This window comes from Siminovitchia fortis (assembly GCF_007681465.1).
In the GTDB taxonomy this organism is placed as follows: Bacteria; Bacillota; Bacilli; order Bacillales; family Bacillaceae_C; genus Siminovitchia; species Siminovitchia fortis.
Genome location: NZ_VEKZ01000065.1, coordinates 1 through 21,511, shown reverse-complemented (window position 1 = coordinate 21,511; position 21,511 = coordinate 1). Strand labels below are relative to the sequence as shown.

Annotated in this window: 21 protein-coding genes and 1 other annotated feature; of the genes, 7 read left to right on the top strand and 14 right to left on the bottom strand. The window is 43.1% G+C overall.

What is annotated here, in order from left to right:
• Positions 1–92: 92 nt before the first annotated feature.
• The 7 genes from FS666_RS16535 to FS666_RS16505 form a co-directional block, all read right to left on the bottom strand.
• The gene (locus FS666_RS16535; protein ID WP_120073336.1) at positions 93–869 is read right to left on the bottom strand and encodes a sulfite exporter TauE/SafE family protein; all 777 of its coding nucleotides are present in this window, start codon (positions 867–869) and stop codon (positions 93–95) included.
• A 48-nt stretch (positions 870–917) separates the two neighbouring features.
• Complete coding sequence (locus tag FS666_RS16530) at positions 918–1,145, bottom strand: sulfurtransferase TusA family protein (RefSeq protein WP_120073334.1); 228 nt, start codon at positions 1,143–1,145, stop codon at positions 918–920.
• A 23-nt stretch (positions 1,146–1,168) separates the two neighbouring features.
• Positions 1,169–2,296, bottom strand: a complete 1,128-nt coding sequence (locus FS666_RS16525) for an MBL fold metallo-hydrolase (RefSeq protein WP_120073332.1) — start codon at positions 2,294–2,296, stop codon at positions 1,169–1,171.
• A gap of 41 nt (positions 2,297–2,337) precedes the next feature.
• The gene (locus FS666_RS16520) at positions 2,338–2,571 is read right to left on the bottom strand and encodes a glutaredoxin family protein (protein ID WP_120073330.1); all 234 of its coding nucleotides are present in this window, start codon (positions 2,569–2,571) and stop codon (positions 2,338–2,340) included.
• A gap of 2 nt (positions 2,572–2,573) precedes the next feature.
• Complete coding sequence (locus tag FS666_RS16515) at positions 2,574–3,158, bottom strand: sulfurtransferase TusA family protein (RefSeq protein WP_120073327.1); 585 nt, start codon at positions 3,156–3,158, stop codon at positions 2,574–2,576.
• Positions 3,159–3,196: 38 nt separating this feature from the next.
• The gene (locus FS666_RS16510; RefSeq protein WP_120073325.1) at positions 3,197–3,676 is read right to left on the bottom strand and encodes a DsrE/DsrF/DrsH-like family protein; all 480 of its coding nucleotides are present in this window, start codon (positions 3,674–3,676) and stop codon (positions 3,197–3,199) included.
• Positions 3,677–3,793: 117 nt separating this feature from the next.
• Positions 3,794–4,057, bottom strand: coding sequence for a metal-sensitive transcriptional regulator (locus tag FS666_RS16505; RefSeq protein ID WP_120073323.1), 264 nt, complete (start codon positions 4,055–4,057; stop codon positions 3,794–3,796).
• Between the two features lie 425 nt (positions 4,058–4,482).
• On the opposite strand from FS666_RS16505, the gene FS666_RS16500 reads away from it, so the two are divergent.
• Positions 4,483–4,869, top strand: a complete 387-nt coding sequence (locus FS666_RS16500; RefSeq protein ID WP_120073320.1) for a spore germination protein — start codon at positions 4,483–4,485, stop codon at positions 4,867–4,869.
• A gap of 74 nt (positions 4,870–4,943) precedes the next feature.
• On the opposite strand, the gene FS666_RS16495 is transcribed toward FS666_RS16500, so the two are convergent.
• A complete protein-coding gene (locus FS666_RS16495; protein WP_144462447.1) occupies positions 4,944–5,642 on the bottom strand; it encodes an SDR family oxidoreductase in 699 nt (232 codons plus the stop codon).
• Positions 5,643–5,728: 86 nt separating this feature from the next.
• Complete coding sequence (locus FS666_RS16490; RefSeq protein ID WP_120073316.1) at positions 5,729–6,643, bottom strand: class I SAM-dependent methyltransferase; 915 nt, start codon at positions 6,641–6,643, stop codon at positions 5,729–5,731.
• Between the two features lie 309 nt (positions 6,644–6,952).
• On the opposite strand from FS666_RS16490, the gene FS666_RS16485 reads away from it, so the two are divergent.
• Positions 6,953–7,870: a DMT family transporter gene (locus FS666_RS16485; protein ID WP_120073314.1), complete on the top strand. Its 918-nt coding sequence runs from the start codon at positions 6,953–6,955 to the stop codon at positions 7,868–7,870.
• On the top strand, positions 7,782–8,231 hold the full coding sequence (locus FS666_RS20085; RefSeq protein WP_222119369.1) for a hypothetical protein: 450 nt from the start codon (positions 7,782–7,784) through the stop codon (positions 8,229–8,231). Before FS666_RS16485 ends, FS666_RS20085 begins: the two co-directional genes overlap by 89 nt.
• A 45-nt stretch (positions 8,232–8,276) precedes the next feature.
• Here the strand turns inward: FS666_RS20085 and tyrS are convergent, their stop codons facing one another.
• A complete protein-coding gene (gene tyrS / locus FS666_RS16475; protein WP_120073312.1) occupies positions 8,277–9,539 on the bottom strand; it encodes a tyrosine--tRNA ligase in 1,263 nt (420 codons plus the stop codon).
• A gap of 51 nt (positions 9,540–9,590) precedes the next feature.
• Positions 9,591–9,810: a binding site (T-box leader), on the bottom strand.
• Positions 9,811–9,919: 109 nt separating this feature from the next.
• Here tyrS and FS666_RS16470 point away from each other — a divergent pair.
• Positions 9,920–12,907 (top strand): transglycosylase domain-containing protein, encoded by a 2,988-nt coding sequence (locus tag FS666_RS16470; RefSeq protein ID WP_120073310.1) that lies wholly within the window; start codon positions 9,920–9,922, stop codon positions 12,905–12,907.
• Positions 12,908–13,069: 162 nt separating this feature from the next.
• Here FS666_RS16470 and FS666_RS16465 read toward each other — a convergent pair whose 3' ends face one another.
• From FS666_RS16465 to acsA, 3 genes are all read right to left on the bottom strand, one after another.
• Positions 13,070–14,812, bottom strand: coding sequence for an ABC transporter ATP-binding protein (locus FS666_RS16465; RefSeq protein WP_120073308.1), 1,743 nt, complete (start codon positions 14,810–14,812; stop codon positions 13,070–13,072).
• Positions 14,796–15,554, bottom strand: coding sequence for a MerR family transcriptional regulator (locus FS666_RS16460; RefSeq protein WP_186306554.1), 759 nt, complete (start codon positions 15,552–15,554; stop codon positions 14,796–14,798). Before FS666_RS16460 ends, FS666_RS16465 begins: the two co-directional genes overlap by 17 nt.
• Before the next feature lie 153 nt (positions 15,555–15,707).
• A complete protein-coding gene (gene acsA, locus FS666_RS16455; protein WP_120073304.1) occupies positions 15,708–17,426 on the bottom strand; it encodes an acetate--CoA ligase in 1,719 nt (572 codons plus the stop codon).
• Positions 17,427–17,613: 187 nt separating this feature from the next.
• On the opposite strand from acsA, the gene FS666_RS16450 reads away from it, so the two are divergent.
• The 3 genes from FS666_RS16450 (at position 17,614) to FS666_RS16440 (ending at position 20,143) form a co-directional block, all read left to right on the top strand.
• Positions 17,614–18,246: a GNAT family N-acetyltransferase gene (locus FS666_RS16450; protein ID WP_120073301.1), complete on the top strand. Its 633-nt coding sequence runs from the start codon at positions 17,614–17,616 to the stop codon at positions 18,244–18,246.
• Between the two features lie 68 nt (positions 18,247–18,314).
• Positions 18,315–18,965: an acetoin utilization AcuB family protein gene (locus tag FS666_RS16445; protein WP_120073299.1), complete on the top strand. Its 651-nt coding sequence runs from the start codon at positions 18,315–18,317 to the stop codon at positions 18,963–18,965.
• Positions 18,962–20,143 (top strand): acetoin utilization protein AcuC, encoded by a 1,182-nt coding sequence (locus FS666_RS16440; protein ID WP_120073344.1) that lies wholly within the window; start codon positions 18,962–18,964, stop codon positions 20,141–20,143. The genes FS666_RS16445 and FS666_RS16440 overlap by 4 nt, the downstream gene beginning before the upstream one ends.
• A 33-nt stretch (positions 20,144–20,176) precedes the next feature.
• On the opposite strand, the gene ccpA is transcribed toward FS666_RS16440, so the two are convergent.
• Complete coding sequence (gene ccpA, locus FS666_RS16435; protein ID WP_120073297.1) at positions 20,177–21,178, bottom strand: catabolite control protein A; 1,002 nt, start codon at positions 21,176–21,178, stop codon at positions 20,177–20,179.
• Positions 21,179–21,511 lie beyond the last annotated feature (333 nt).

The following is a 21,511-nucleotide window of genomic DNA, read 5'->3' as shown; positions in this document are numbered from 1 at the left end:
CTTTTATTCAAGCTTTGTCTTTTTGGCAAAAATTCGCGAAGATTTATAAATTGAATATTCCAATTACAATTATGCAAGGCTAGTGAGCACACCTATATTAAATCTATCCAGATTTTAACAGCCGTTGCAAAGATCAGTACAGCCAAAATGACTTGCAATATTTTTGTGTTCACTTTTTTACCTGTTATCGCACCAAGCGGTGAAGCAATCAGACTTGCAACAATCATGATGAACGCAGGAAAATAATCCACTTGTCCTGTTGTCATTTTCCCAACGGTAGCTCCAATTGAAGAAATGAATGTGATTGCCAAAGATGAAGCTATTGTCATTCGGGTGGGGATTTTTAATACAACAAGCATGATGGGTACTAATAGGAACGCACCAGCCGCCCCTACAATCCCGGCTCCCAAACCGACAATGAATGCAAGCAAGGCTGCAAGCCACTTATTAAATTTCACTCGATCAAAAGGTATATCATCGATCCCTTTTTTGGGAATAAACATCATGACTGCTGCTATCAAGGCTAGAATACCATATATTACGTTGATTCCACCTTCTGACATTAATTTAGAACCGTAGCCACCGATGAAGCTTCCAATTAGGATGCTGATTCCCATATACCCAATTAATGTTTTATTTAAATAGCCGCCCCTCCGGTATGCCCAAACCCCTCCAATCGTCGCAAAAAACACCTGAACAGCGCTTATGCCGGAGACTTCATGGGCGCTGAATGCAGCTAATCCAAATAAAGGTGGAATATATAAAAGCATCGGATATTTAATGATGGAGCCACCGATTCCAAGCATTCCCGAAATATATGACCCGATGAAACCTATTAAAAAGATGACAATGATGAATGAAAGGTCCATCGTTAATCCCCCTTGAGAAAAGGGAACCTCTATCGGTTCCCTTTATTTTTAGCCCTTTTTAATCCAAAATTTGAAGACTCCATTTTCTTCTTCGGCCTTCAACAATTCATGTCCGCCCGATTTCGCCCATGCAGTCAAATCATTTTTTGATCCTTTGTCAGTCGCATGAATTTCTAATATTTGACCGGACTTTAGTTCATTTATCGCTTTTTTCGCCCTCACAATAGGCATTGGACAAGCCAATCCTTTTGCATCTAAAAACTTTGTTGCTTCCATTTGTCATTCCTCCTAAAGTTTTTTCATCTGACCGCACAGCGGTTCGGACCAATTTCCATTTCTCGTTGCTTTTCTAAATCAGGATTGATTTTTCCCATATTGGTTTCACGGATTTCCTGATAAGCATTCGGCTGTGGCGGCAGATTCTCCGTTACAAGCTTTCTGAACTCCTCTTCGCTTTCAATGTTTAAACCATGGTTTTCTGCAAAAAGAGTTCCTAGTTTTTCAGAAATACTGCCATCTTCATTTAATTCATCCATAATCATAAAATGGGCTGGGAGAACAATCAGCTCTTCTGATAAGTTCTTATAACGTGAATACAATGTTTCCCGCAGATCTCCTACCCAGTCCTCTGCTAAACCAGCAAGATCCGGCCTTCCAATCGAATCAACAAACAAGATGTCTCCTGAAAGTAAATACTTTTCATCCACGATAAAAGATGTAGATCCAATCGTATGCCCTGGAGAATAAAGTGCGTGAATGTCAATTGCCGTATTGCCGATCGTGATCACGTTACCGTCCTCCAAAGGCGCGTAAGCAAAGGTCACTTCCGTTGCATCCTTAGGAGGAAGCCAATAGACTGCATTTGTCTGCTCTGCGATTTTTCTTCCTCCGGAAATGTGATCGGCATGAAGGTGAGTATCAAGCACATGGGTGATGTTCACATTCTTGTTTTGTGCAAATTCAATAAAAACTTCTGTCATACGAGTCGCATCAATAATGGCAGCTTCACCACCCGAAATAACCATGTAGGATAAGCATCCTTTTCCAATCCGGACAAACTGATAAATTTCACCGCCGTCTTTTAGGTCTCCAATTTTTACAGGCTCCAAATGTTCGCTCCATGCTTTCATTCCGCCTTGAAGGTATGAAACATCCAAATCTTGTTCAGACAGCATTTCAGCCACCATCACTGATGAGCCTTCCTTTGCACAGACAACCAGCACTTCTTTATCCTTAGGAATTTTCTTTAAAATTTCCTCCACACCATCAAGAAGTTCAAAATAAGGGATGTTTAAATGCTCCACATTTTCTCCTTCAATTTTCCAGTCCTGAAAATCACTTTCGTTCCGAACATCCAAGATAAACAGATTTTCATTATTCAAGATCTTTTTCGTTACTTCTGTAGATGTCATGGCATTTACTGTCACGCCAATTACCCCCATAGGTATATTTTTAATTAAAATTAACCTTATTTTTGCAAAGCTGTCATGATGCTGCCCGGATCGAACCCGATAATCCACTGGCCATTGATTTCAGTTTGTGGAACACCCATTTGTCCTGTCTTCCTAATCAATTGTTCCATTTTTTTAGGATTTCTTTCGACATCCACTTCTTTAAAAGGTATTTCTCGCTCTGTTAAAAAATTTTTTAACAGAACACAGTAAGGACATCTGGTCGTTGTATAAACAGTCACTGACATTATTGTTAGCCTCCTTCATGATTGATACCTTCTGTGTTACCATTCCACTCACTCATACCCGGTATGACATTGAATACTTTATCAAATCCTTTTTCTCGGAGTTTTTGAGCCGCCAAATCGCTTCGGTTTCCTGTACGGCACACGACAAAAATTTCCTGCTCCTTCCGTAATTCTTTCGCTCTGTCATCTAATTCGCCCATGGGAATGGAGATTGCCCCCGGAATATGGTTGAATGTATATTCCACGGCTTCCCGTACATCCAACACAACAATGTTTTCATTGGATTCAATTTTCTTTTTCAATTCATCATTATTGATTACATGAGGATACTTTTTCTCGACTACCTCATCATTGGAGGATTTTCTGAGGAAATGCTTCAATACATCGCCGTCCTCCAAAGTTCCCAAGTATTGATGACCTGTACTCTCAGCCCAAGCCTTAATATCGGGTTTAGACCCTTTGTCAGTTGCCTGAACCTCTATAACCTTGCCTGCCTCCAATTCATTCATCGCTTTTTTTGTTTTAACAATCGGCATCGGACATGCTAATCCTTTTGCATCCAGGATAATATCTGCGTTTATGTTACACATGCTTTAACCTCCAATTAATTATTCTTCAATTCCTTCGATTAAATAAATAGATTGACATGACCTATTTCCGCATCCGCAAGATATGCCGCCACACCGGCATATTCGATTCCATTCAAAAGCTCCTCTTTTTGCAGACCAAGCAAGTCCATTGTCATAGTACAAGCAACTAACTTAACATCCTGCTCTTGAGCCATTTCAATTAACTGTGGAAGAGGTATGGCATTATGCTTTTTCATGATCCCCTTAATCATTTTGGGACCGAATCCAGCAAAGTTCATTTTGGAAAGCCCCATCCGATTTGCCCCTCTTGGCATCATTTTGCCAAACATTTTTTCCATGAAGCTTTTCTTGACTGAAATATTTTCTTCTTTGCGCAATGCGTTTAATCCCCAAAATGTATGGAAAATAGTAACCTCATGATCATATGCTGCTGCACCATTGGCGATGATATAGGCTGCCATAGCTTTGTCATAATCGCCGCTGAACAAAACGATCGTGGTTTTTTTCTTATCTGACATTCAACTTCCTCCTATTCTATATACCCAACCAGGTATTATTAAAATCAAAAATATATTACCTTTACCCCTATGGGTATAACAATAATAAAAATAAAAGGGTATGTCAACCCTTTTTTTCTAACGACTTTTCACCAATAAATTTACCGCTTCTTTAACAAGCTCTTCCGTATTTTCTTTTCCTGCCATATTTGCCCTTTGAACACACTCAACCAAATTGGAACTAACTACCACGCCAATTGTCCGATCAATCGCAGTCCTTGCAGCAGACAACTGGGTGATGACCTCTTTACAGTCCTTATTTTCATCCATCATTTTTAATATTCCTCTAAGCTGTCCTTCAATGCGCTTCACTCTATTCTTCATTTGATCATCATAATTCAATGAAATTACCCCCTTTCGTGCTGCACTCCATATTTATGGAATTTTTCTGTTAAATAAATTGTACTCATGATCCGGATTGAATAACCGGTATACGATAACCCTCCTTTGGCAAATATCGGATGCCCGTGTTCCTTTCTATCTGCCGGAGACTTTTACATAAAGGTCACTGGCAATCCGAATATTTAATGTATTTAAAGTCAAAACGATTATCCTGGCTATCACATTTAGAAAAGCATTATCAATAGTCATTTTATACCCGTAAGGGTATATTGTCAACTCTAGCATATAAAAGGTCAGGAAAAAGTACTGACGTTCTCTCCTGTGCGTACAATGAGGTACCCTGTTCAAAACCGTCTCAAAATCATCACATACTTCTTAATGATAGGCAAATAATACCACTAAGTCTGAAAAGGGGGAGCCTTTCAATGAGGAAGCGTTATTCAAAAATCGAAAAGTTGACTAAACAAATAAAGGGAAAAAATACAAAAGACCAGCATCAAAAATTTTCTAACGTTGATTGGCATGCGTTTTCAACGAATATTAACGAAAATGAGAAAACATTAAAACAACAGTTAGGTACAAGTGAAGATATTAAGTTTACTCATTTCACGATTAAATTACAAAATGATGATGCACTTAATGCCGTGTTGGTTGCGATTGATCGATTAGTAGACGAAGAGGCAAAAAGAAACAATATATTGAAACCCCTAATCGAGCACCCTTTGCAAGAAAAGCCTAATGATGATTTGAAACAACTCAGAGAAAGGATTTCTGTAAAAGAAATCACCGTTGAAGACAATCTTTTAAGATGACCCACAGCTTGTGCTTCCTTCTTAGGTAAAGGAGACCGCCTTAGCTTCTATACATCCCTTTTTTCGGACAGCGTTTAAACCGGCCGCACTGTAATTTCATTGACATTCACATAATCAGGCTGGGTAACCGCATATACTACGGCTTTTGCGATATCCCGCGCTTCCAGTTTTTTACGTTCGGACACGCTTTTGCTTAATCGGGTGTCCACCATCCCCGGGGAGATATTGGTGACGCGGACGCCGGTTCTGGCCAACTCTTTCTCCAATCCCGTGGAGATCGCACGGACCGCAAATTTGGTTGCACTGTAAACTGTACTCATTTTTGTAACTTCCAATCCGGAAACGGAAGCGATATTGACGATGTGGCCGCTTGAGCGCTCAAGCATGGAAGGCAATACTGCATTGATTCCGTACAGCACACCCTTGACGTTCACATCAATCATCTGCTCCCATTCTTCGACTTTTCCTTCCTGTACGGTCGCTGACAGCATCTGGCCTGCATTATTAATAAAAATATCAACATTTCCGAATGCTTCTGACGCTGTTCTAACCAATCCCTCTACCTCATCTCTGTTCGCCATGTCTGTTCTCACGGCAAGTGCTTTTCCGCTTCCCTGCCGATTGATTTCTTGCTCCATTTCATTCAGTTTATCTGTTCGGCGGGCGGCCAGAACCACATTGGCCCCCTCGCCAGCTAGTTCCTTGGCAATCGCCGCACCAATTCCGCTGCTTGCCCCTGTGATTACAGCTGTCTTTCCTTGTAATTTACCCATGTTCGACTCCTCCTCTTGTGCCCTTTTACAGAGAGTCTACCATGAGTAGCAGGGTTGAACTACTAAGTCGCATCCATTTGGGAACTCTATTTTTTTACTGCATGAATATAATGAATCGTTTCGAAGGCTGTCAGGTAATCTTTTCGATTGAGAAAATAAAGGCCGTTAATATCATCCGGGGATAAATGTTCATAGATGAGCAAGCTTGAATTTGCCAACATATTCTCAATTTCAAAATATGAAAAACAAGATTTCATCGGCTCTCCGCCGGCCGCAGCCATTTTCACCATATTATCCACTCTGTTGGAGATCCCTTTCTCTTCGAATAATCTTTCATCTGCATAATCGAAAACAATGGAGCTTCCTTCAGGCAGTTCGGAAAATAATTGGTTAATCAGGCTTGATAGTTCCGCTTTCGTTAAATAATAAGAAACACCCAGAAGACTAAAGAAGGTTTTTGATTTATCAAACCCTTTATCCACAAGACTTTGATAGGAAAACTTACTGGTGAAATCCATTGGAACAAAATGAAGATTTTTTGGTATTTCTAAACCGGCTTCTTCTAATCTTTTCTTTTTAAATTGTTGCGTTGAAGGGTGATCAACTTCAAAGATTTTCAGGGTATGTTCTAATCCTGGATGCCGGAAGCTAAATGTGTCCAACCCGGCACCTAGGATGACATACTGTTTCACTCCCAGTCTAATTTCGTTAAGCAATACTTTTTCACAATACGCAGCGCGAGCCAAAGGCGTTGGCGACAATTGAATTTGTGTAATCCATTTTAATATTTCTTCCGTCCGGCCTTCGAATTGTTCCGCTATATCTTTATTGAAAAATTGTATGCCTTGCACCATATTTTCTTTGATGTCGTTGAATTCCTTTAGGGAGATTAAATCTTTTGCTATAAAGTCATTAAAAATTTTGGGTGTATCAAATTGACTGTGATACGCTCTGCCGAATGCAGAAATTAATGAAGTTAAACTGGGTTCACTTTCATTCATACAGTACCATCCTCCAAAAAAAAATGAGATTCTCCCAACAAGGAGAATCTCATTATATTAAACATTTTAATAAATGTAAATTATAGCATAATTAAATTTTTTGTCAAGTTAAAAGGTTGCTGATTTTGCTGATGTATAGTAATTCGTATTATTTTCGAGTTGCAGCCTTTTGATTGGCATGTGATAAAATAAGGGATACATAATCTTTCCTACATCTAAACACGTAACCTCCCATACTTTTACTTTTTCGATTCATCCATGTGTTGGTACACCATGTGAAATTCATACATAGAAATCGAGGGAAAACAGATGAGTTCAAATCAAGCGGCGATGGCTTATTCGCGGATCAGGGGTATGGCTTTGGTTTTAACCGGAGCCATTTTTTGGGGAGTGTCCGGCACGGTTGCCCAGTATTTGTTTCAGCAGGAAAAATTCAGCCCGGAATGGTTGACAGTCGTACGGCTGCTATCATCGGGACTACTTCTGCTGGCCATCGCTTACAGGAAGGAAAAAGAGCGGGCATGGGCTGTTTGGAAAAATAAGCGGGATGCATTCAATCTTATCATTTTCAGTATATTAGGAATGCTGGCTGTTCAATATACCTATTTTGCAGCCATTCAATATAGTAATGCAGCTACAGCCACCGTACTTCAATATTTGGGGCCTGTCCTGATCACTCTCTATGTTGCCGTGTTGATGAGGCGGATGCCCCGGCCGATAGAAGCGGCTGCTGTCCTATTAGCCGTTCTCGGAACTTTCCTTCTTGTCACCCAGGGAAGTATCCGCCAGCTTTCGATTTCGGGACTGGCGTTATTTTGGGGGCTCAGCTCGGCTGTGGCCATGGCTTTTTACACCCTTTATCCCCATTCCCTTCTAACCAAGTGGGGTTCCACCATTATCGTAGGTTGGGCGATGTTGATTGGAGGAGCAGGCTTCAGCTTCGTTCATCCTCCATGGCGGTTTGAAGGCCAATGGTCCATCCCGGCTGCTTGCGCCGTTGTCTTTATCGTTATTTTCGGTACGCTGATCGCCTTTTACTGCTACTTGGAAAGCCTGAAATACCTCAGTGCTCCGGAAACAAGTATCCTGGCTTCGGTCGAGCCTTTATCAGCGGCATTTACATCCGTCATCTGGCTTAATGTCAGTTTCGGCGTGCCCGAATGGTCGGGCACACTTTGCATCATTGCCACGATTGCACTATTATCTTTGGGCAAATCAAGAAACTAAGTTTTTTAAGGCCTCTGCCTTTTCAAACGAACAACCCTCTTCATATTTTATAGTAAGGGGGGTGTTTGTTTTGGCTCGGATATATCAAAGAAGACGCGGGCTTTGTCTGTTTCCCGGCTATAACTGGTGCGGTCCGGGGTGCAGCGGACCGCAAGGCCCCATCAATGATGTGGATGCATGCTGCATGAGGCACGATATATGTCTTAAACGGGGAATTCATCCCTGCATTTGTGATAACAGGTTCATTCAATGTCTGCTTGCAAAGCGTGATCCGAACACTCAAAAAGGGCGAATTGCGACCATCATGTATATTTTTATGCGGATCAAAGCTTCTACATTTTGCCGGGGCTACAGACGATAGAAAAAATACGAAAGCCGGCCTCGTACGAACGAAACCGGCTTCTTCCTAGTTATATCTGATCATGTAATATTTTTTCTTGCCGCGGCGGATGATGGTGAATGTGCCGCCCAGTTTATCTTTTTCACCCAATTCATATTCAATATCTGTGACACGCTCTCCATTGATCGAAACAGCTCCGTTTTGGATATCTTCGCGAGCCTGACGGCGCGAAGGAGAAATCTTGGCTTCCACAAGCACATTGACAAGACCCATGTCTTCCCCTGCAAGTACATGCGTTGGAACATCTTTAAAGCCCTGCTCCACTTCCTCAACGGACAATTCTTTAATATTTCCGCTGAAAAGAGCTTCCGTGATCCGGATTGCCTGCTGCAGGGCATCTTCCCCATGGATCAAACGGGTCATTTCTTCAGCGAGTGCTTTTTGTGCTTTTCGCAGATGGGGTTCTTCCTGTAATGACTTTTCTAGCTCTTCAATCTCCTCTTTTGAAAGGAATGTAAAATACTTGAGATATTTCACAGTATCTGCATCTGCTGTATTGATCCAGAATTGGTAAAACTCATACGGAGTTGTTTTTTCAGGATCAAGCCAAATGGCTCCGCCTTCGGTTTTTCCGAATTTCGTTCCATCCGCTTTTGTCACGAGCGGAATTGTCAGGCCGTAAGCTTTTGCATCCTCTCCTGCCATTTTCCGGATAAATTCAAGTCCTGTTGTAATATTTCCCCATTGATCGCTTCCGCCAATCTGCATTTTGCAATCAAGGTTTTCATACAGGTGAAGAAAGTCGATTGCCTGTAAAAGTGTGTACGTAAACTCGGTAAAAGAAATTCCGCTCTCCAGGCGGGTGGCGACTGTTTCTTTTGCCAGCATATAATTGACGCCGATATGCTTGCCATAGTCGCGCAAAAATGTGATCAAATCCATTTTGCCTTGCCATTCGAAATTATTTGTCATCACCGCGGCATTCTCGCCTTCGAAATCAAAAATCTTCATTAACTGAGTTTTGATCCCTTGAACATTTTTGTCGACCTGCTCAAGTGTCTGCAGCCTTCTCTCTTCTTTCTTTCCGCTCGGATCCCCGATCAGCCCGGTCGCTCCACCGACCAAAACAATCGGGCGATGCCCATGCTTTTGAAAGCGGCGCAATGTCAAAAATGGCAGCAGATGCCCGATATGCATGCTGTCCGCTGTCGGATCCACTCCGCAATATAAAGATATCTTCTCTTTTTCCAACACATCTTTGATTCCCGCTTCATCTGTCTGCTGGTAGATGACTCCACGCCATTCCAATTCTTGAAGTAAAGTTTCCAACTCAATTCCCTGCTTTCTTTTTTAAAATAAAAAACGCCCCTTCGTCAAAAACGAAGGGACGACTTGTATATCGCGTTACCACCCAACTTGGGAAAAAATATTTCCCCGCTCTGAAAAAATAACGGCTCAACACCGTTTGCCGCTACTTATATTTCACGGCAAAAGCTCCCGGAAGTAATTCGCCGAATGCTGTTTGTACCGGTTTGCACCAACCACCGGCTCTCTTGCTGACAGGGACAGCCTGACTACTTAGTCCGTTCCTTGCTTATATATTTGATTGAAAAGTATTGTAACCATTTTAATCAGGTTTGTCAAATTCCTCCGAAAAAAGGAGCTTCCTTATGCTATAATAGTGATGATTTCAGGAGGTATTTTTTATTATGCATAATTTTTTCAATAAATTGCGTGAGCGTGCCAGGCAATTTTCTGACGGATTGGATAACAAGGATATAAGTAAAAAAGCCAGGATCACCTATGGAGTCGCATGGAATATTATTCTTTTGACAGTGATTCTCTTATTCCTTGGGGGCGTTTTTGCAGGAGGCGTTGGAGCAGGTTATTTCGCCTCTCTTGTGAAAGAAGAAAAAGTCCGTCCTGCAGCCAGCATGAAAGAGGATATTTTTGAATATGAGGAAACATCGAAGCTTTATTTTGCCGATAACGTCTTCCTTGGAAAACTCCAGTCTGACATCGACAGGGAAGAAGTTAAGATCAAGGATGTATCCGATTATGTGAAAAAGGCTGTGATTGCCACAGAGGATGAGTATTTTTACGAGCATGACGGCGTTGTCCCCAAAGCTTTGATGAGGGCCGTTTATCAGGAATTGACAAACTCGGCAGTCCAATCAGGCGGGAGCACGCTGACACAGCAATTGATCAAGAACCAGATTTTAACGAATGAGGTTTCATTTGACCGTAAAGCTAAAGAAATTTTACTTGCATTAAGGCTTGAAAAGTTTCTTGAAAAAGATGAAATTTTGGAAGCGTATCTAAATGTAACGACGTTCGGCCGGAACTCAACGGGCCAAAACGTTGGGGGAGTACAGGCGGCCGCAACAGGAATTTTTGGCGTCGATGCTAAAGATCTGAATCTTCCGCAGGCCGCTTTTATAGCCGGCTTGCCGCAGAATCCATTTATGTATACCCCATTTGCCCAGGGAGGCGGACTCAAAGAAAAAAGCCAGCTTGAACCGGGGCTGAACCGGATGAAAACCGTCCTGAATAGGATGTACAGCGAAAATTATATTACGAAAGATGAATATGACAAAGCATTAAAATATGATATTGTCGCCGATTTTATCAAACCGCAGCCAAGGCCGTTCGAGAAGTACCCATACCTTACGGAAGAAATTGAACGAAGGGGCGTCGAGATTCTGACTAAAATTCTTGCCCAAAAGGACGGCTACAGCAAAAAAGATCTTGAGAAAAACGGCGGAAGGCTGATGGAAAAGTATACCAAACTTGCCAAACGAGATATCAGACAAAACGGATATCAAATCCACTCTACCATCAATAAAGAGATATACGATAAGTTTCAAAAAATTAAAGATGAGTATCAAAATTACGGCTATACGAAGGTCAGCCAGGTAAAGAATAAAGAAACAGGAAAAATGGAAGAGAAAATTGAACCTGTTCAAATCGGCGCCATTCTTATTGAAAACAAAACCGGAAAGATTTTAAGTTTCGTGGGCGGCCGGGATTATAAATTGGAAGCACAAAACCATGCCACCCAGGCTAAGCGCCAAAACGGATCAACGATGAAACCGCTGCTTGTCTATGCACCGGCGATGGAAATGGGGTTGAGTGCACCCGGTGCTGTCGTGGCGGATATTCCGATTTCCGTCGGCGGGAAAGCGTTCAAAAACTATAGCGGCCGATATTATGGACTCGTTTCTTCCCGGGAAGCCCTGGCCAAGTCGCACAACGCTTCCGCGATCTATACGTATTTGAAAACAATCGATAAAGAACCTTATAAGTATTTAGAAAAAATGGGAATTACCACTTTGACGGAAACCGATAAAACCACTTATGCCGCTGCACTGGGAGGAGTTCAAGACGGTATCACCGTCGAAGAAAACACAAACGCTTTTACGACATTCGCCAATGGCGGGAAATTTATCGATGCCTACATGATCGACAAGATTACGGATGCCGATGGAAAGGTCGTATACGAACATAAAGTGAAGCCAGTGGACGTCTTCAGCCCTCAGACAGCTTATTTGATGACAGATATGATGAGGGACGTGTTCAGATACGGAACAGCGTCCGCCGTTCCAGGGATGCTGAAATTCTCTGCCGACTGGGCTGGAAAAACAGGTACGACCAACGGACCGAACGATTCCTGGCTGATCGGCTCGAATCCGAATGTCACTTTCGGCACTTGGATTGGATATGATGAGCCGGCACCTCTTTCCAGTGACGGAAGCGAGAGTATGCGGAATTACGGAATTTGGGCAAGGCTGATCAACGGCGCTTATGATGTGGCTCCAGATCTGATTAAGACGGATGAAAGGTTCAAAATGCCGGGAGGCATTGTCAGCCGTTCATACTGCGCGATATCCGGAATGCTTCCATCAAAAGCATGTTCAAGTCTCGGTCTTGTGAAGTCTGATATATACAACGCGAAATATGTACCGACAAAAGTGGATGACAGCCTTGGCAACGGGCGCTACGTGACAGCAGGAGGAAGAAATTATCTAGCTCTTCCGCAAACACCCGAAGAATTCACCAAGCCTGGCGGAATGCTCAATCCTGAATTCATCAAGCGGATCTCCCTCGGAAGATCGATTGATCCTTCCTATCTGATTCCGCCGAATGATGAACGCTGGAAAAACTTGCTCGCTGCAGGCGCCGTTCTCAAGGATGACGGAAAAGCACCGGCAGGCGTTAAAGCCTCCGTTTCTGGCGGCACGATTTCATGGAGTCCTTCTGGAAGCCACGACGTAGTCGGCTACCGGGTGTATTCGGAATCTGGAAAGAAGGTTGCTTCCGTCATGTCAGATGGAACACTCTCTAGAAAAGTCGGAAATGGATCGTACTACGTCGTCGCTGTAGACATTGCCGGCCGTGAATCCGCTCCTTCCAATAATGTTGGTGCAAAAGAAGAAGAGAAAAAAGAGAAAGAAGTTACTGAAACATCCGCTGCTGCAGATCAAAAAGAAAAGAAAGAACAGGCTGAAAAGGAAAAAGCTGAGAAAGATAAAGCTGCAGCAGAGAAAAAGAAGCAGGAAGAACAGAAGAAAAAACAAGAGGAAGAAAAGAAACGGCAGGAAGAGCAAAAGAAAAAGCAGGAAGAGGAAAAGAAGAAACAGGAAGAACAGAAGAATACGGAGCAGGAGAATCAAAACAAAGAAAATGAGGGGAATTAACTGCCATCCCCCTCTTTCTTTTTAGAAAAAGCGCTGGGGACTTTTAGTTAAAGTCGTCGGCGCTTTTTGTTTTGGACAGAACCAGTCGGTTTCCACTTTTGCTTTGATTCAATGCTTTTTCAGATAAAGTTAAAGAAAAAAGATGAGTTAGAGAGTAAATTTCTATATTGCTGGTTCGGTTTTCATTTGTTGCTGGACAAGTTTTTGGTACAAAGGGTGAGACTCCATTAATTGTCTATGTGTCCCAATCCCGGAGACGGCCCCTTCTTCAATAACAATGATTTGATCCGCCTCAACTACCGTGGATAGACGGTGAGCAATAATAAGTGTTGTTCGGCCAGCCATTAAATGTTGTAAAGCGCTCTGCACAAGTCCTTCTGATTCACTATCCAAATTGGAGGTTGCTTCATCCAGCAACAGAATTTTCGGATCACGCAGCAAGGCACGGGCAATCGCAATTCTTTGCCGCTGCCCCCCGGATAACTTGATTCCGCGTTCTCCAACTTCCGTATCATATTGGTTCGGAAGATTTTCTATAAATCCTGCAGCATTGGCAAGCTCAGCCGCATGTCGAATTTCCGCTTCATCAACGGACCTTTGGAGGCCATAGCAAATATTATCTTTTATCGTTCCTGACATAATCGGACTTTCTTGTGATACATAGCCAATTTTTCCACGCCAGCTTGTAAGCTGGAGATTTTGTATATTACTATTCCCTATTCTAATACTTCCCTGTTGGGGTTCATAGAACCGCTCAATCAAAGAGAAAATGGTTGTCTTCCCTGAACCGCTCGGTCCCACGAAAGCGACAGTTTGCCCAGGCTCGATATGAAAGCTCAAATCCTTTATTACTGTTTTTCCACTTTCATACCCGAAGCTGACACGGTCGAAGATTATCGTTTCTTCGTGATTTGTTTTCCCATGACTATCGTTTCTTTCAACGGGTAAATCTAAAAGATTTTGGATTCGCTCAGTTGCCCCCATGGCTTTTTGATAGTTTGTAAAAAATGTGGCAAGCTGGCTAAAAGGAATAACGATCTGAAACATGTAAATGATGATCGCTACAAGAGAGCCCGCTGTAAGATCTCCTGACGCCACTCGTGCCCCTCCATAACCTATCAAGATTACAAGTACAATCATTAGGATAGTGGTCATGAAAGGTGAAACGATCGCTTGAATTTTCGCTTCCTTTAAACCGAAACGGAATAATTCATGAATTCCTTTATGCCCTTTTTTTCTTTCCAGTATTTGTCCGTTATAAGATTTTACTAATCTAATGTCACTGAGGACACGCCCAAGATGTGCGCTGAATGAAGCCAGTTCATCCTGGGTTTGTTTGGATATCGAGTAAACCTTTCTACCTAAAGGAAACAAAACAATCATGGATACAGGAATCGAGCAAAGCATGATCAAGGTCATTTTCCAATCAATCATAATTAGAATGATTAAGGCGCCAATAATAGAGACGATTCCTGACACGGATGAAACAAGGTGATTGGTAATGAGCATTTTGACTGTGTTCGTATCCTGCGTCACACGGCTCATCGTTTCGCCCGATTGGTGTTTATCAAAGTATGGAATTGGCAATTCAAGTATATGGTCCCAAAGCTTTTTCCTTATATTGGAGACAAACTGCTCACCAATATATGACATTAAATAAAAAGAAACGCCCCCGGAAATGGTTTGAATAATAAATGCGCCCGATAAGAGGAAAATCAAACTCATTTCTATACCGGACTTGGCAACCTGGTCTACTAAATTTTTGGTGAATAGCGGAACAATGAGACTGGCCCCCGTTTCAAGCAGGCTTAATATAACTGCAAAGACAAGTACCCAGACAGCGGGTTTGCCAATTTTTATGAGTTGAAGAAAACTAGATCCAGAGTTTTTATTTGTCGTTTCCATTTAATTCATCCCTTTGCTTTAAATATATCTCTATTGCCTGCTGAAGGAATATTTCTTCTTGTTCGGTAAATGGTGATACAAAGAGAGATGGGGTATCTTCGACAGGAATAGTCTCCAATTGATCAAGATCAAAATCATTACCGAGTAAATCAAATACAATGGTAACCAGTTCATGGATATTCGCTTGCAGTTCAGTATCATCCGGTTCGCAAGTATGAATTAAATCTTTTATCTTTTGAATGATAAGCGTGGACCGTTTGTTTACTTCAAATCCTTGTGCTTCAAACATTTCCATCACATGATTGACCGTCTGCTCAGGAAAATATTCCCTCATCCAGTCAAATTGCTCTTTTTCATTCAAAATACTGTGAATAAGGAAATGCAGGACCCGTGAATCCATTTCTCCTTCCTGTATGATTTCAATCGCATGCTCCAATGCTTTGATCACCTGGTTCAAATGTTCTTGTTTTTGAATCATAAGCTTCTTTTGGAACTTTAATGAATCCTGTAAATTTGCTTTTTGATCCTTTAATAAAGGTTCAATGTCCTCAAGAGTAAACCCTAAATATTTTAAAGATACGATTTGTTGAAGAGGCGCCATATCTTTGTCTTGATAATACCGTCTCCCCGATTCGGAAATCTTGCTTGGTTTTAATAAATTTTTTTCATCGTAATATCTGAGAGCCCTTTGCGTGACACCGGTTAACTTGGAAAATTCGCCAATAGAATAATATTTTTTCAACGTGATTACCTCCGTTCCATTTACTACTCTTAGCTTACATCTTAACGCAACGTTAGAATCAAACATTTTTTTGAGTTTTATTTAATCTGAACTAAAAAGAAGAACAAGAGGCTTATCCGTAACGATAACCTCTTGTTCTTCTTTCAATATTATTCAGTCTTCCATCGTTGAGAGATCACCCGCCGGCAGGTCCAGCTCCCATGCTTTTAGCACGCGGCGCATGATTTTGCCGCTTCGGGTCTTAGGCAGCTTGTCTTTGAATTCAATTTCCCTTGGTGCCGCATGGGCCGCAAGCCCCGTTTTGACAAACTGGCGGATTTCTTCTTTCAATTCTTCCGATGGCTCATATCCTTCGTTTAAGGCCACAAATGCCTTGATGATTTCACCGCGGACAGGGTCCGGTTTTCCAATGACGCCGGCTTCGGCAATGGCTGGGTGCTCAAGTAGTTTGCTTTCCACTTCAAAAGGCCCCACCCTTTCTCCTGATGTCATGATCACATCATCCACCCTGCCCTGGAACCAAATATATCCATCTTCGTCCATGTAGGCCGAATCCCCGGAAATATACCAGCCGCCAGGGAGAAAATATGATTCATATTTCTCCGGATTGTTCCATATTTGGCGCATCATCGAAGGCCAGCCTTTTTTGATCGCCAGGTTCCCCATCCTGTTTGGGGGCAGGACGTTCCCCTGATCGTCGACGATGGCAACTTCAATTCCCGGAAAAGGTTTCCCCATGGATCCCGGCTTGATTTCCATGCAAGGATAGTTGGCAATGACATGCGCTCCCGTTTCCGTCATCCACCATGTATCATGAATCCGTTTGTTAAATACTTTCATTCCCCAGCGGATCACTTCAGGATTAAGCGGTTCACCTACACTGAGAATATGGCGGAGCGAGGATAGATCAAATTTTTTCACGAGTTCATCACCCGCGCTCATCAGCATCCTGAATGCTGTCGGGGCACTGTACCAGACGGTTATACCAAAATCCTCAATCGTCTGATACCAGTTTTCCGGCTTGAAACGGCCTCCCGTAATGACGTTTGACGTCCCGGTCAACCATGGTCCAAATATTCCGTAGGATGTTCCGGTCACCCAGCCCGGATCCGCCGTACACCAGTATATATCTGTTTCCTGCAAATCGAGAACCCAGCGTGCTGTGTGATAATGCTGGATCATGGCATTATGGACATGAAGCACCCCTTTTGGGCGCCCGGTTGATCCGGAAGTGTAATGAAGGATCATGCCGTCCTCCCTGTCCACCCATTCAATATCAAGATCATTGTCCGCTTCGGCCATTTTCTTATTAAAGTCAACAAAAGGGCCTGCTTCCTCAACATCGCTGCCTACGATAAAAATTGTTTTTAAATGCGGCAGCTCGTCCACCGGTACACGCCCAATCAAATCAGGGGTTGTTATCAATACCTTTGCTTCACTGTCTTCCAGCCTGTCTTTTACAGCACCCTCCATAAACGCTTCAAAAAGCGGCCCGACGATGGCTCCCAGTTTGATCGCTCCAAGAACGGAAAAATAAAGTTCCGGCGAACGGGGCATAAATATGAATACTCTGTCCCCTTTTTCTACATTTCCGTACTCTTTTAATACGTTTCCCGCTCTATTGCTCCATTTTTTCATCTCATAAAACGTATATTTTTCATTTCTCTTTTCATCCCGGTAAAACAAAGCCACTTTATTCTTCCGAAAGGACTCAGCATGACGGTCAATCGCTTCATACGCCATATTGACCTTCCCTGTTTCAGCCCAAGAAAAAACTTTCTCGGCATCTTTCCAATCAAAACTTTTGTATGCTTCTTCATAATCCTTTAGATTATAGCTGCCTTGTGTGACTGGTAACGTTTCCACTTTCATCGGGCGAATCCTCCTTCATTAGAATTATTTTTCCATTATAATATAATCGACATAATTCCACAATTAGTCCATCTTTTGAAAAAATTACGTTTGCCTATACTTTACCCATTTCCGGCAAATGAAAGCGTTCATTTAATCGTGTATAATGAAAGTCAGCCTTTTGATGAGAATTCATGGAGGTGGCCGAATGGAGCATCGCAAAACGTACAATGCCATGGAGTTAAGGACGAAGGACAGCACCCTTCTTATAGAAGGCCCCATTTCCGCGGAGCAGCTGGCGCAACTCGAGTTCCACAAGGATCTGGTTTCATTCAGACCGGCACCCCAGCAGAAGAAAGCATTGGTTGAAATTGCCGGACTGCCTGAGGGCAGGATCATTATTGCAAGGGAAGATAATGTTGTCATCGGATACGTTACCTTCTTATATCCGGATCCGCTTGAGCGTTGGTCCGAAGGCAATATGGCTGATTTGCTCGAGCTTGGCGCAATTGAAATCATACCAAAGTTCCGTGGGCAGGGTGTAGGAAAAGCACTCCTTAAAGTATCGATGATGGACGACGCAATGGAAGATTATATCATCATAACAACAGAGTATTATTGGCACTGGGACTTAAAAGGAACCGGGCTGTCTGTATGGGATTATCGAAAAGTGATGGAAAAAATGATGCACGCGGGAGGCTTGGAGTGGTATGCCACGGACGACCCGGAGATTTGTTCGCACCCCGCGAACTGCCTGATGGTGCGGATAGGAAAAAGAGTCGGCCAGGAATCCATTCAGCAGTTTGACCGTCTAAGGTTTAAAAACCGGTTTATGTATTAAAAGACGTTGACCACCGCATCCCATGCAGTTGGACATTTTCGGGACTTTCGAAAAGGAGTTGAAGAACCATGATTGTAGAGCAAATCATGACAAAAAATGTGCATACCCTGTCTCCTGAATCCACGGTGAAATCTGCGCTCACCCTTATGAGACAACACAAAATCCGCCATTTGCCTCTCAGCAATGAAAATGAGGAAGTGGTCGGCCTTGTAACAGAACGTGATATAAAAAGCACCTTGCCTTCTTTTTTAAAAGGGGAAGCACTTGAAGAACATCTTCATGCCCCTTTATCAACAATTATGAACTGCAATGTGATCACGGGGCATCCCCTGGATTTTGTTGAAGAAATTGCTGCTCTGTTTTATGACCATAAAATCGGCTGCCTTCCCATTGTAAATAACCGAAAACTCGTGGGAATCATAACGAGCACCGACCTTCTGCATACAATGGTTGAGCTCACAGGAGCCAACAAACCCGGTTCACAGCTTGAGGTCCGGGTGAAAAACCGTCCGGGTGCCCTGTACGAAGTAACTGCCGTATTCCATAAGCACCTTGTCAATGTTCATAGCGTACTTATTTATCCCGACCCGGATGATGAGGATTATCAAATCCTTGTCTTCCGGATTGCCACCATAAATCCCATTCCCGTCATCGATGCTTTAAAGAAAGAGGACCTTCATGTGCTGTGGCCAAACATGCCAGGGATGTCATCATCATGAAAAACGGGCCCGTCTTTATTTATTCCGATAAATTATTGGAATACCGATTTTCAGAACATCATCCGTTCAATCAAATTCGTTTGAAGCTTACCCTCGAATTGTTGGAAGCGATTGGGGCCATATCCGAAAACGATATTGTGCAGCCAAGGCGGGCATCCGATGAAGAATTGATGCTGATTCATGACCCGTCTTTTATCCATGCAGTAAAGCAGGCCGGAAATGGAAACCTGTCAGTTGATCGGGCAGAGGGATTCGGGCTCGGCACCGAGGACACCCCGATTTTTCCGGGGATGCATGAAGCAAGCTCATTGATTGTCGGCGGAACTCTGACGGCCGTCGACTATGTGATGGAAGGGCGGGCCAGCCATGCCTTGAATGTAGGCGGAGGCCTGCATCATGGTTTCAGGGGAAAAGCATCCGGCTTCTGCGTTTATAACGACTGCGCCGTGGCCATTAAATATATCCAAAAAAAATATAAGGCAAGGGTGCTTTATGTCGATACGGATGCCCATCACGGCGATGGTGTGCAGTGGTCTTTTTATGATGATGACACTGTCTGTACGTTCTCCATCCATGAAACCGGAAGATATTTATTCCCCGGAACAGGACAAAGCAATGAATGGGGCCAGGGAAAAGGCTACGGATTTTCATTCAATGTCCCATTGGATGCTTTCACAGAGGACGAGTCATTCATCGCTGCCTATACAGAGGCTTTCAGGGAAATTGCGGAATATTTCAGGCCAGATGTCATCCTGACGCAAAACGGGGCTGATGCGCACTACTATGACCCGCTCACCCATTTATCCGTGACCACGAAAACATACCGCGAGATTCCCAGGCTTGCACATGAACTAGCCCACCAATATTGCGAGGGAAGATGGATTGCTGTCGGAGGCGGCGGTTATGACATTTGGCGGGTAGTCCCGCGGGCATGGTCCCTTATTTGGCTGGAAATGACCGGCCAACATGTTTCCGGCCGCCTTCCGCAAAGCTGGATCAAAAAATGGCAGCCCCATGCCGGGCTGCCCCTGCCTGATCACTGGGACGATCCCCCGGACATGTATAAGCCAATTCCGAGAAAGCAGGAAATCACGGAAAAAAATCAGCAAACTGTTGACCGGTCTTTACTTTATCTTCGAGAGCAGGTAAAACAGAAGAACAAAAATCCGGACAGATAAACGATTCTGTCCGGACTTTATTTATGATAATTATTATTTTTTTGTAGAGCCTCTCAACTCAATCCTATGCGGGAGAACGACAATATTTTCCTGAACCTTCTCCTTGTTCATATATTTGGTCAGCAGCCTCATTGAAACGGCTCCAATATCATACAGCGGCTGAACAACCGAGCTCAGCTGAGGGCGCACCATAAGCGTCAGCTTAGTGTTGTCCGATGTGATGACTTCGATGTCTTCCGGAACGGACAAACCATCATCCTGTGCCCCATGCATGACACCAAGCGCCATTTCATCATCGCCTGAGACGATGGCTGTCGGCTTGTCATCAAGATCTTTCAGCTTTTTCCATCCTTCCAGGCCTGATTCATACGTATACTCGCCTTCAATGACATATTTATCCTGGAATTCCAAGCCTGCTTCTTCCAAGGCCTGTTTATAGCCGACAAACTTTTCTCCATGGTTGATCAGATCGCGCATCGGTCCCATCGCAAAAGCTATTTTTTTATGGCCTTTTTCGATGAAATAAGTTGTTGCATCAAATATTGCCTGGCGATAGTCAATATTTACGGATGGTATCGTCTTGGATTCCTCAATTGAACCCGCAAGGACAATAGGAACAGGTGACCGTTTCAATTCCTGTACAAAATCATCTGTAATATTCTGGCTCATGACGATCAGGCCGTCCACTTGTTTGCCAAGCATCGTATTCAACAGATGGAGTTCTTTATTTACGTTTTGGTCGGAGTTGCTCAAAATAATATTATACTTATACATCGTAGCAATATCTTCGATCCCGCGGGCGAGCTCCGCGTAAAAAATATTGGCAATATCCGGAATGATTACCCCTACAGTGGTCGTTTTCTTGCTGGCAAGGCCGCGGGCAACCGCATTTGGCCTGTACTCCAGCCTTTCAATCACTTCAAGTACTTTTTTCCGGGTGGCCGGTTTTACGTTGGGATTTCCGTTCACCACTCTCGATACAGTGGCCATTGAGACATTAGCTTCGCGGGCCACATCATATATCGTAATATTCATCCTCATCACTCTCCTGTATACAACTACGCCGACATGGTTATTTTAGTTTCACTTATTATATATAATTTTCTATTCTGTCATAATCATACGCCAGAGTATCATAAGCTTGCAAACCTTTATGCTTCCCGTCATGAAAATTTCACAAAAATAAGGGCGGCTTGAAGGATAGCCGCCCTTATTTTATGTCCAGCTCCAGGCGCCCAGCGACTAGCAAACTTCGCACTCCTTTCCTCGAAAAAGCTTTGCTTTTTCTGCGTGGATGTTTATTCAAGGAAGTTGCTCAGAGCACTACGATAAGTCAACATCGGCTCCGACGCACAGGATGTGCTAGTG

Bases quoted from the DNA above. Each gene is read 5' to 3' on its own strand.
- FS666_RS16535 (WP_120073336.1), bottom strand. From the start codon at position 869: ATGGACCTTTCATTCATCATTGTCATCTTTTTAATAGGTTTCATCGGG.
- FS666_RS16530 (WP_120073334.1), bottom strand. From the start codon at position 1,145: ATGGAAGCAACAAAGTTTTTAGATGCAAAAGGATTGGCTTGTCCAATG.
- FS666_RS16515 (WP_120073327.1), bottom strand. From the start codon at position 3,158: ATGTGTAACATAAACGCAGATATTATCCTGGATGCAAAAGGATTAGCA.
- FS666_RS16510 (WP_120073325.1), bottom strand. From the start codon at position 3,676: ATGTCAGATAAGAAAAAAACCACGATCGTTTTGTTCAGCGGCGATTAT.
- FS666_RS16500 (WP_120073320.1), top strand. From the start codon at position 4,483: ATGAGGAAGCGTTATTCAAAAATCGAAAAGTTGACTAAACAAATAAAG.
- FS666_RS16495 (WP_144462447.1), bottom strand. From the start codon at position 5,642: ATGGGTAAATTACAAGGAAAGACAGCTGTAATCACAGGGGCAAGCAGC.
- FS666_RS16490 (WP_120073316.1), bottom strand. From the start codon at position 6,643: ATGAATGAAAGTGAACCCAGTTTAACTTCATTAATTTCTGCATTCGGC.
- FS666_RS16485 (WP_120073314.1), top strand. From the start codon at position 6,953: ATGAGTTCAAATCAAGCGGCGATGGCTTATTCGCGGATCAGGGGTATG.
- FS666_RS20085 (WP_222119369.1), top strand. From the start codon at position 7,782: ATGTCAGTTTCGGCGTGCCCGAATGGTCGGGCACACTTTGCATCATTG.
- FS666_RS16470 (WP_120073310.1), top strand. From the start codon at position 9,920: ATGCATAATTTTTTCAATAAATTGCGTGAGCGTGCCAGGCAATTTTCT.
- FS666_RS16465 (WP_120073308.1), bottom strand. From the start codon at position 14,812: ATGGAAACGACAAATAAAAACTCTGGATCTAGTTTTCTTCAACTCATA.
- acsA (WP_120073304.1), bottom strand. From the start codon at position 17,426: ATGAAAGTGGAAACGTTACCAGTCACACAAGGCAGCTATAATCTAAAG.
- FS666_RS16450 (WP_120073301.1), top strand. From the start codon at position 17,614: ATGGAGCATCGCAAAACGTACAATGCCATGGAGTTAAGGACGAAGGAC.
- FS666_RS16445 (WP_120073299.1), top strand. From the start codon at position 18,315: ATGATTGTAGAGCAAATCATGACAAAAAATGTGCATACCCTGTCTCCT.
- FS666_RS16440 (WP_120073344.1), top strand. From the start codon at position 18,962: ATGAAAAACGGGCCCGTCTTTATTTATTCCGATAAATTATTGGAATAC.
- ccpA (WP_120073297.1), bottom strand. From the start codon at position 21,178: ATGAATATTACGATATATGATGTGGCCCGCGAAGCTAATGTCTCAATG.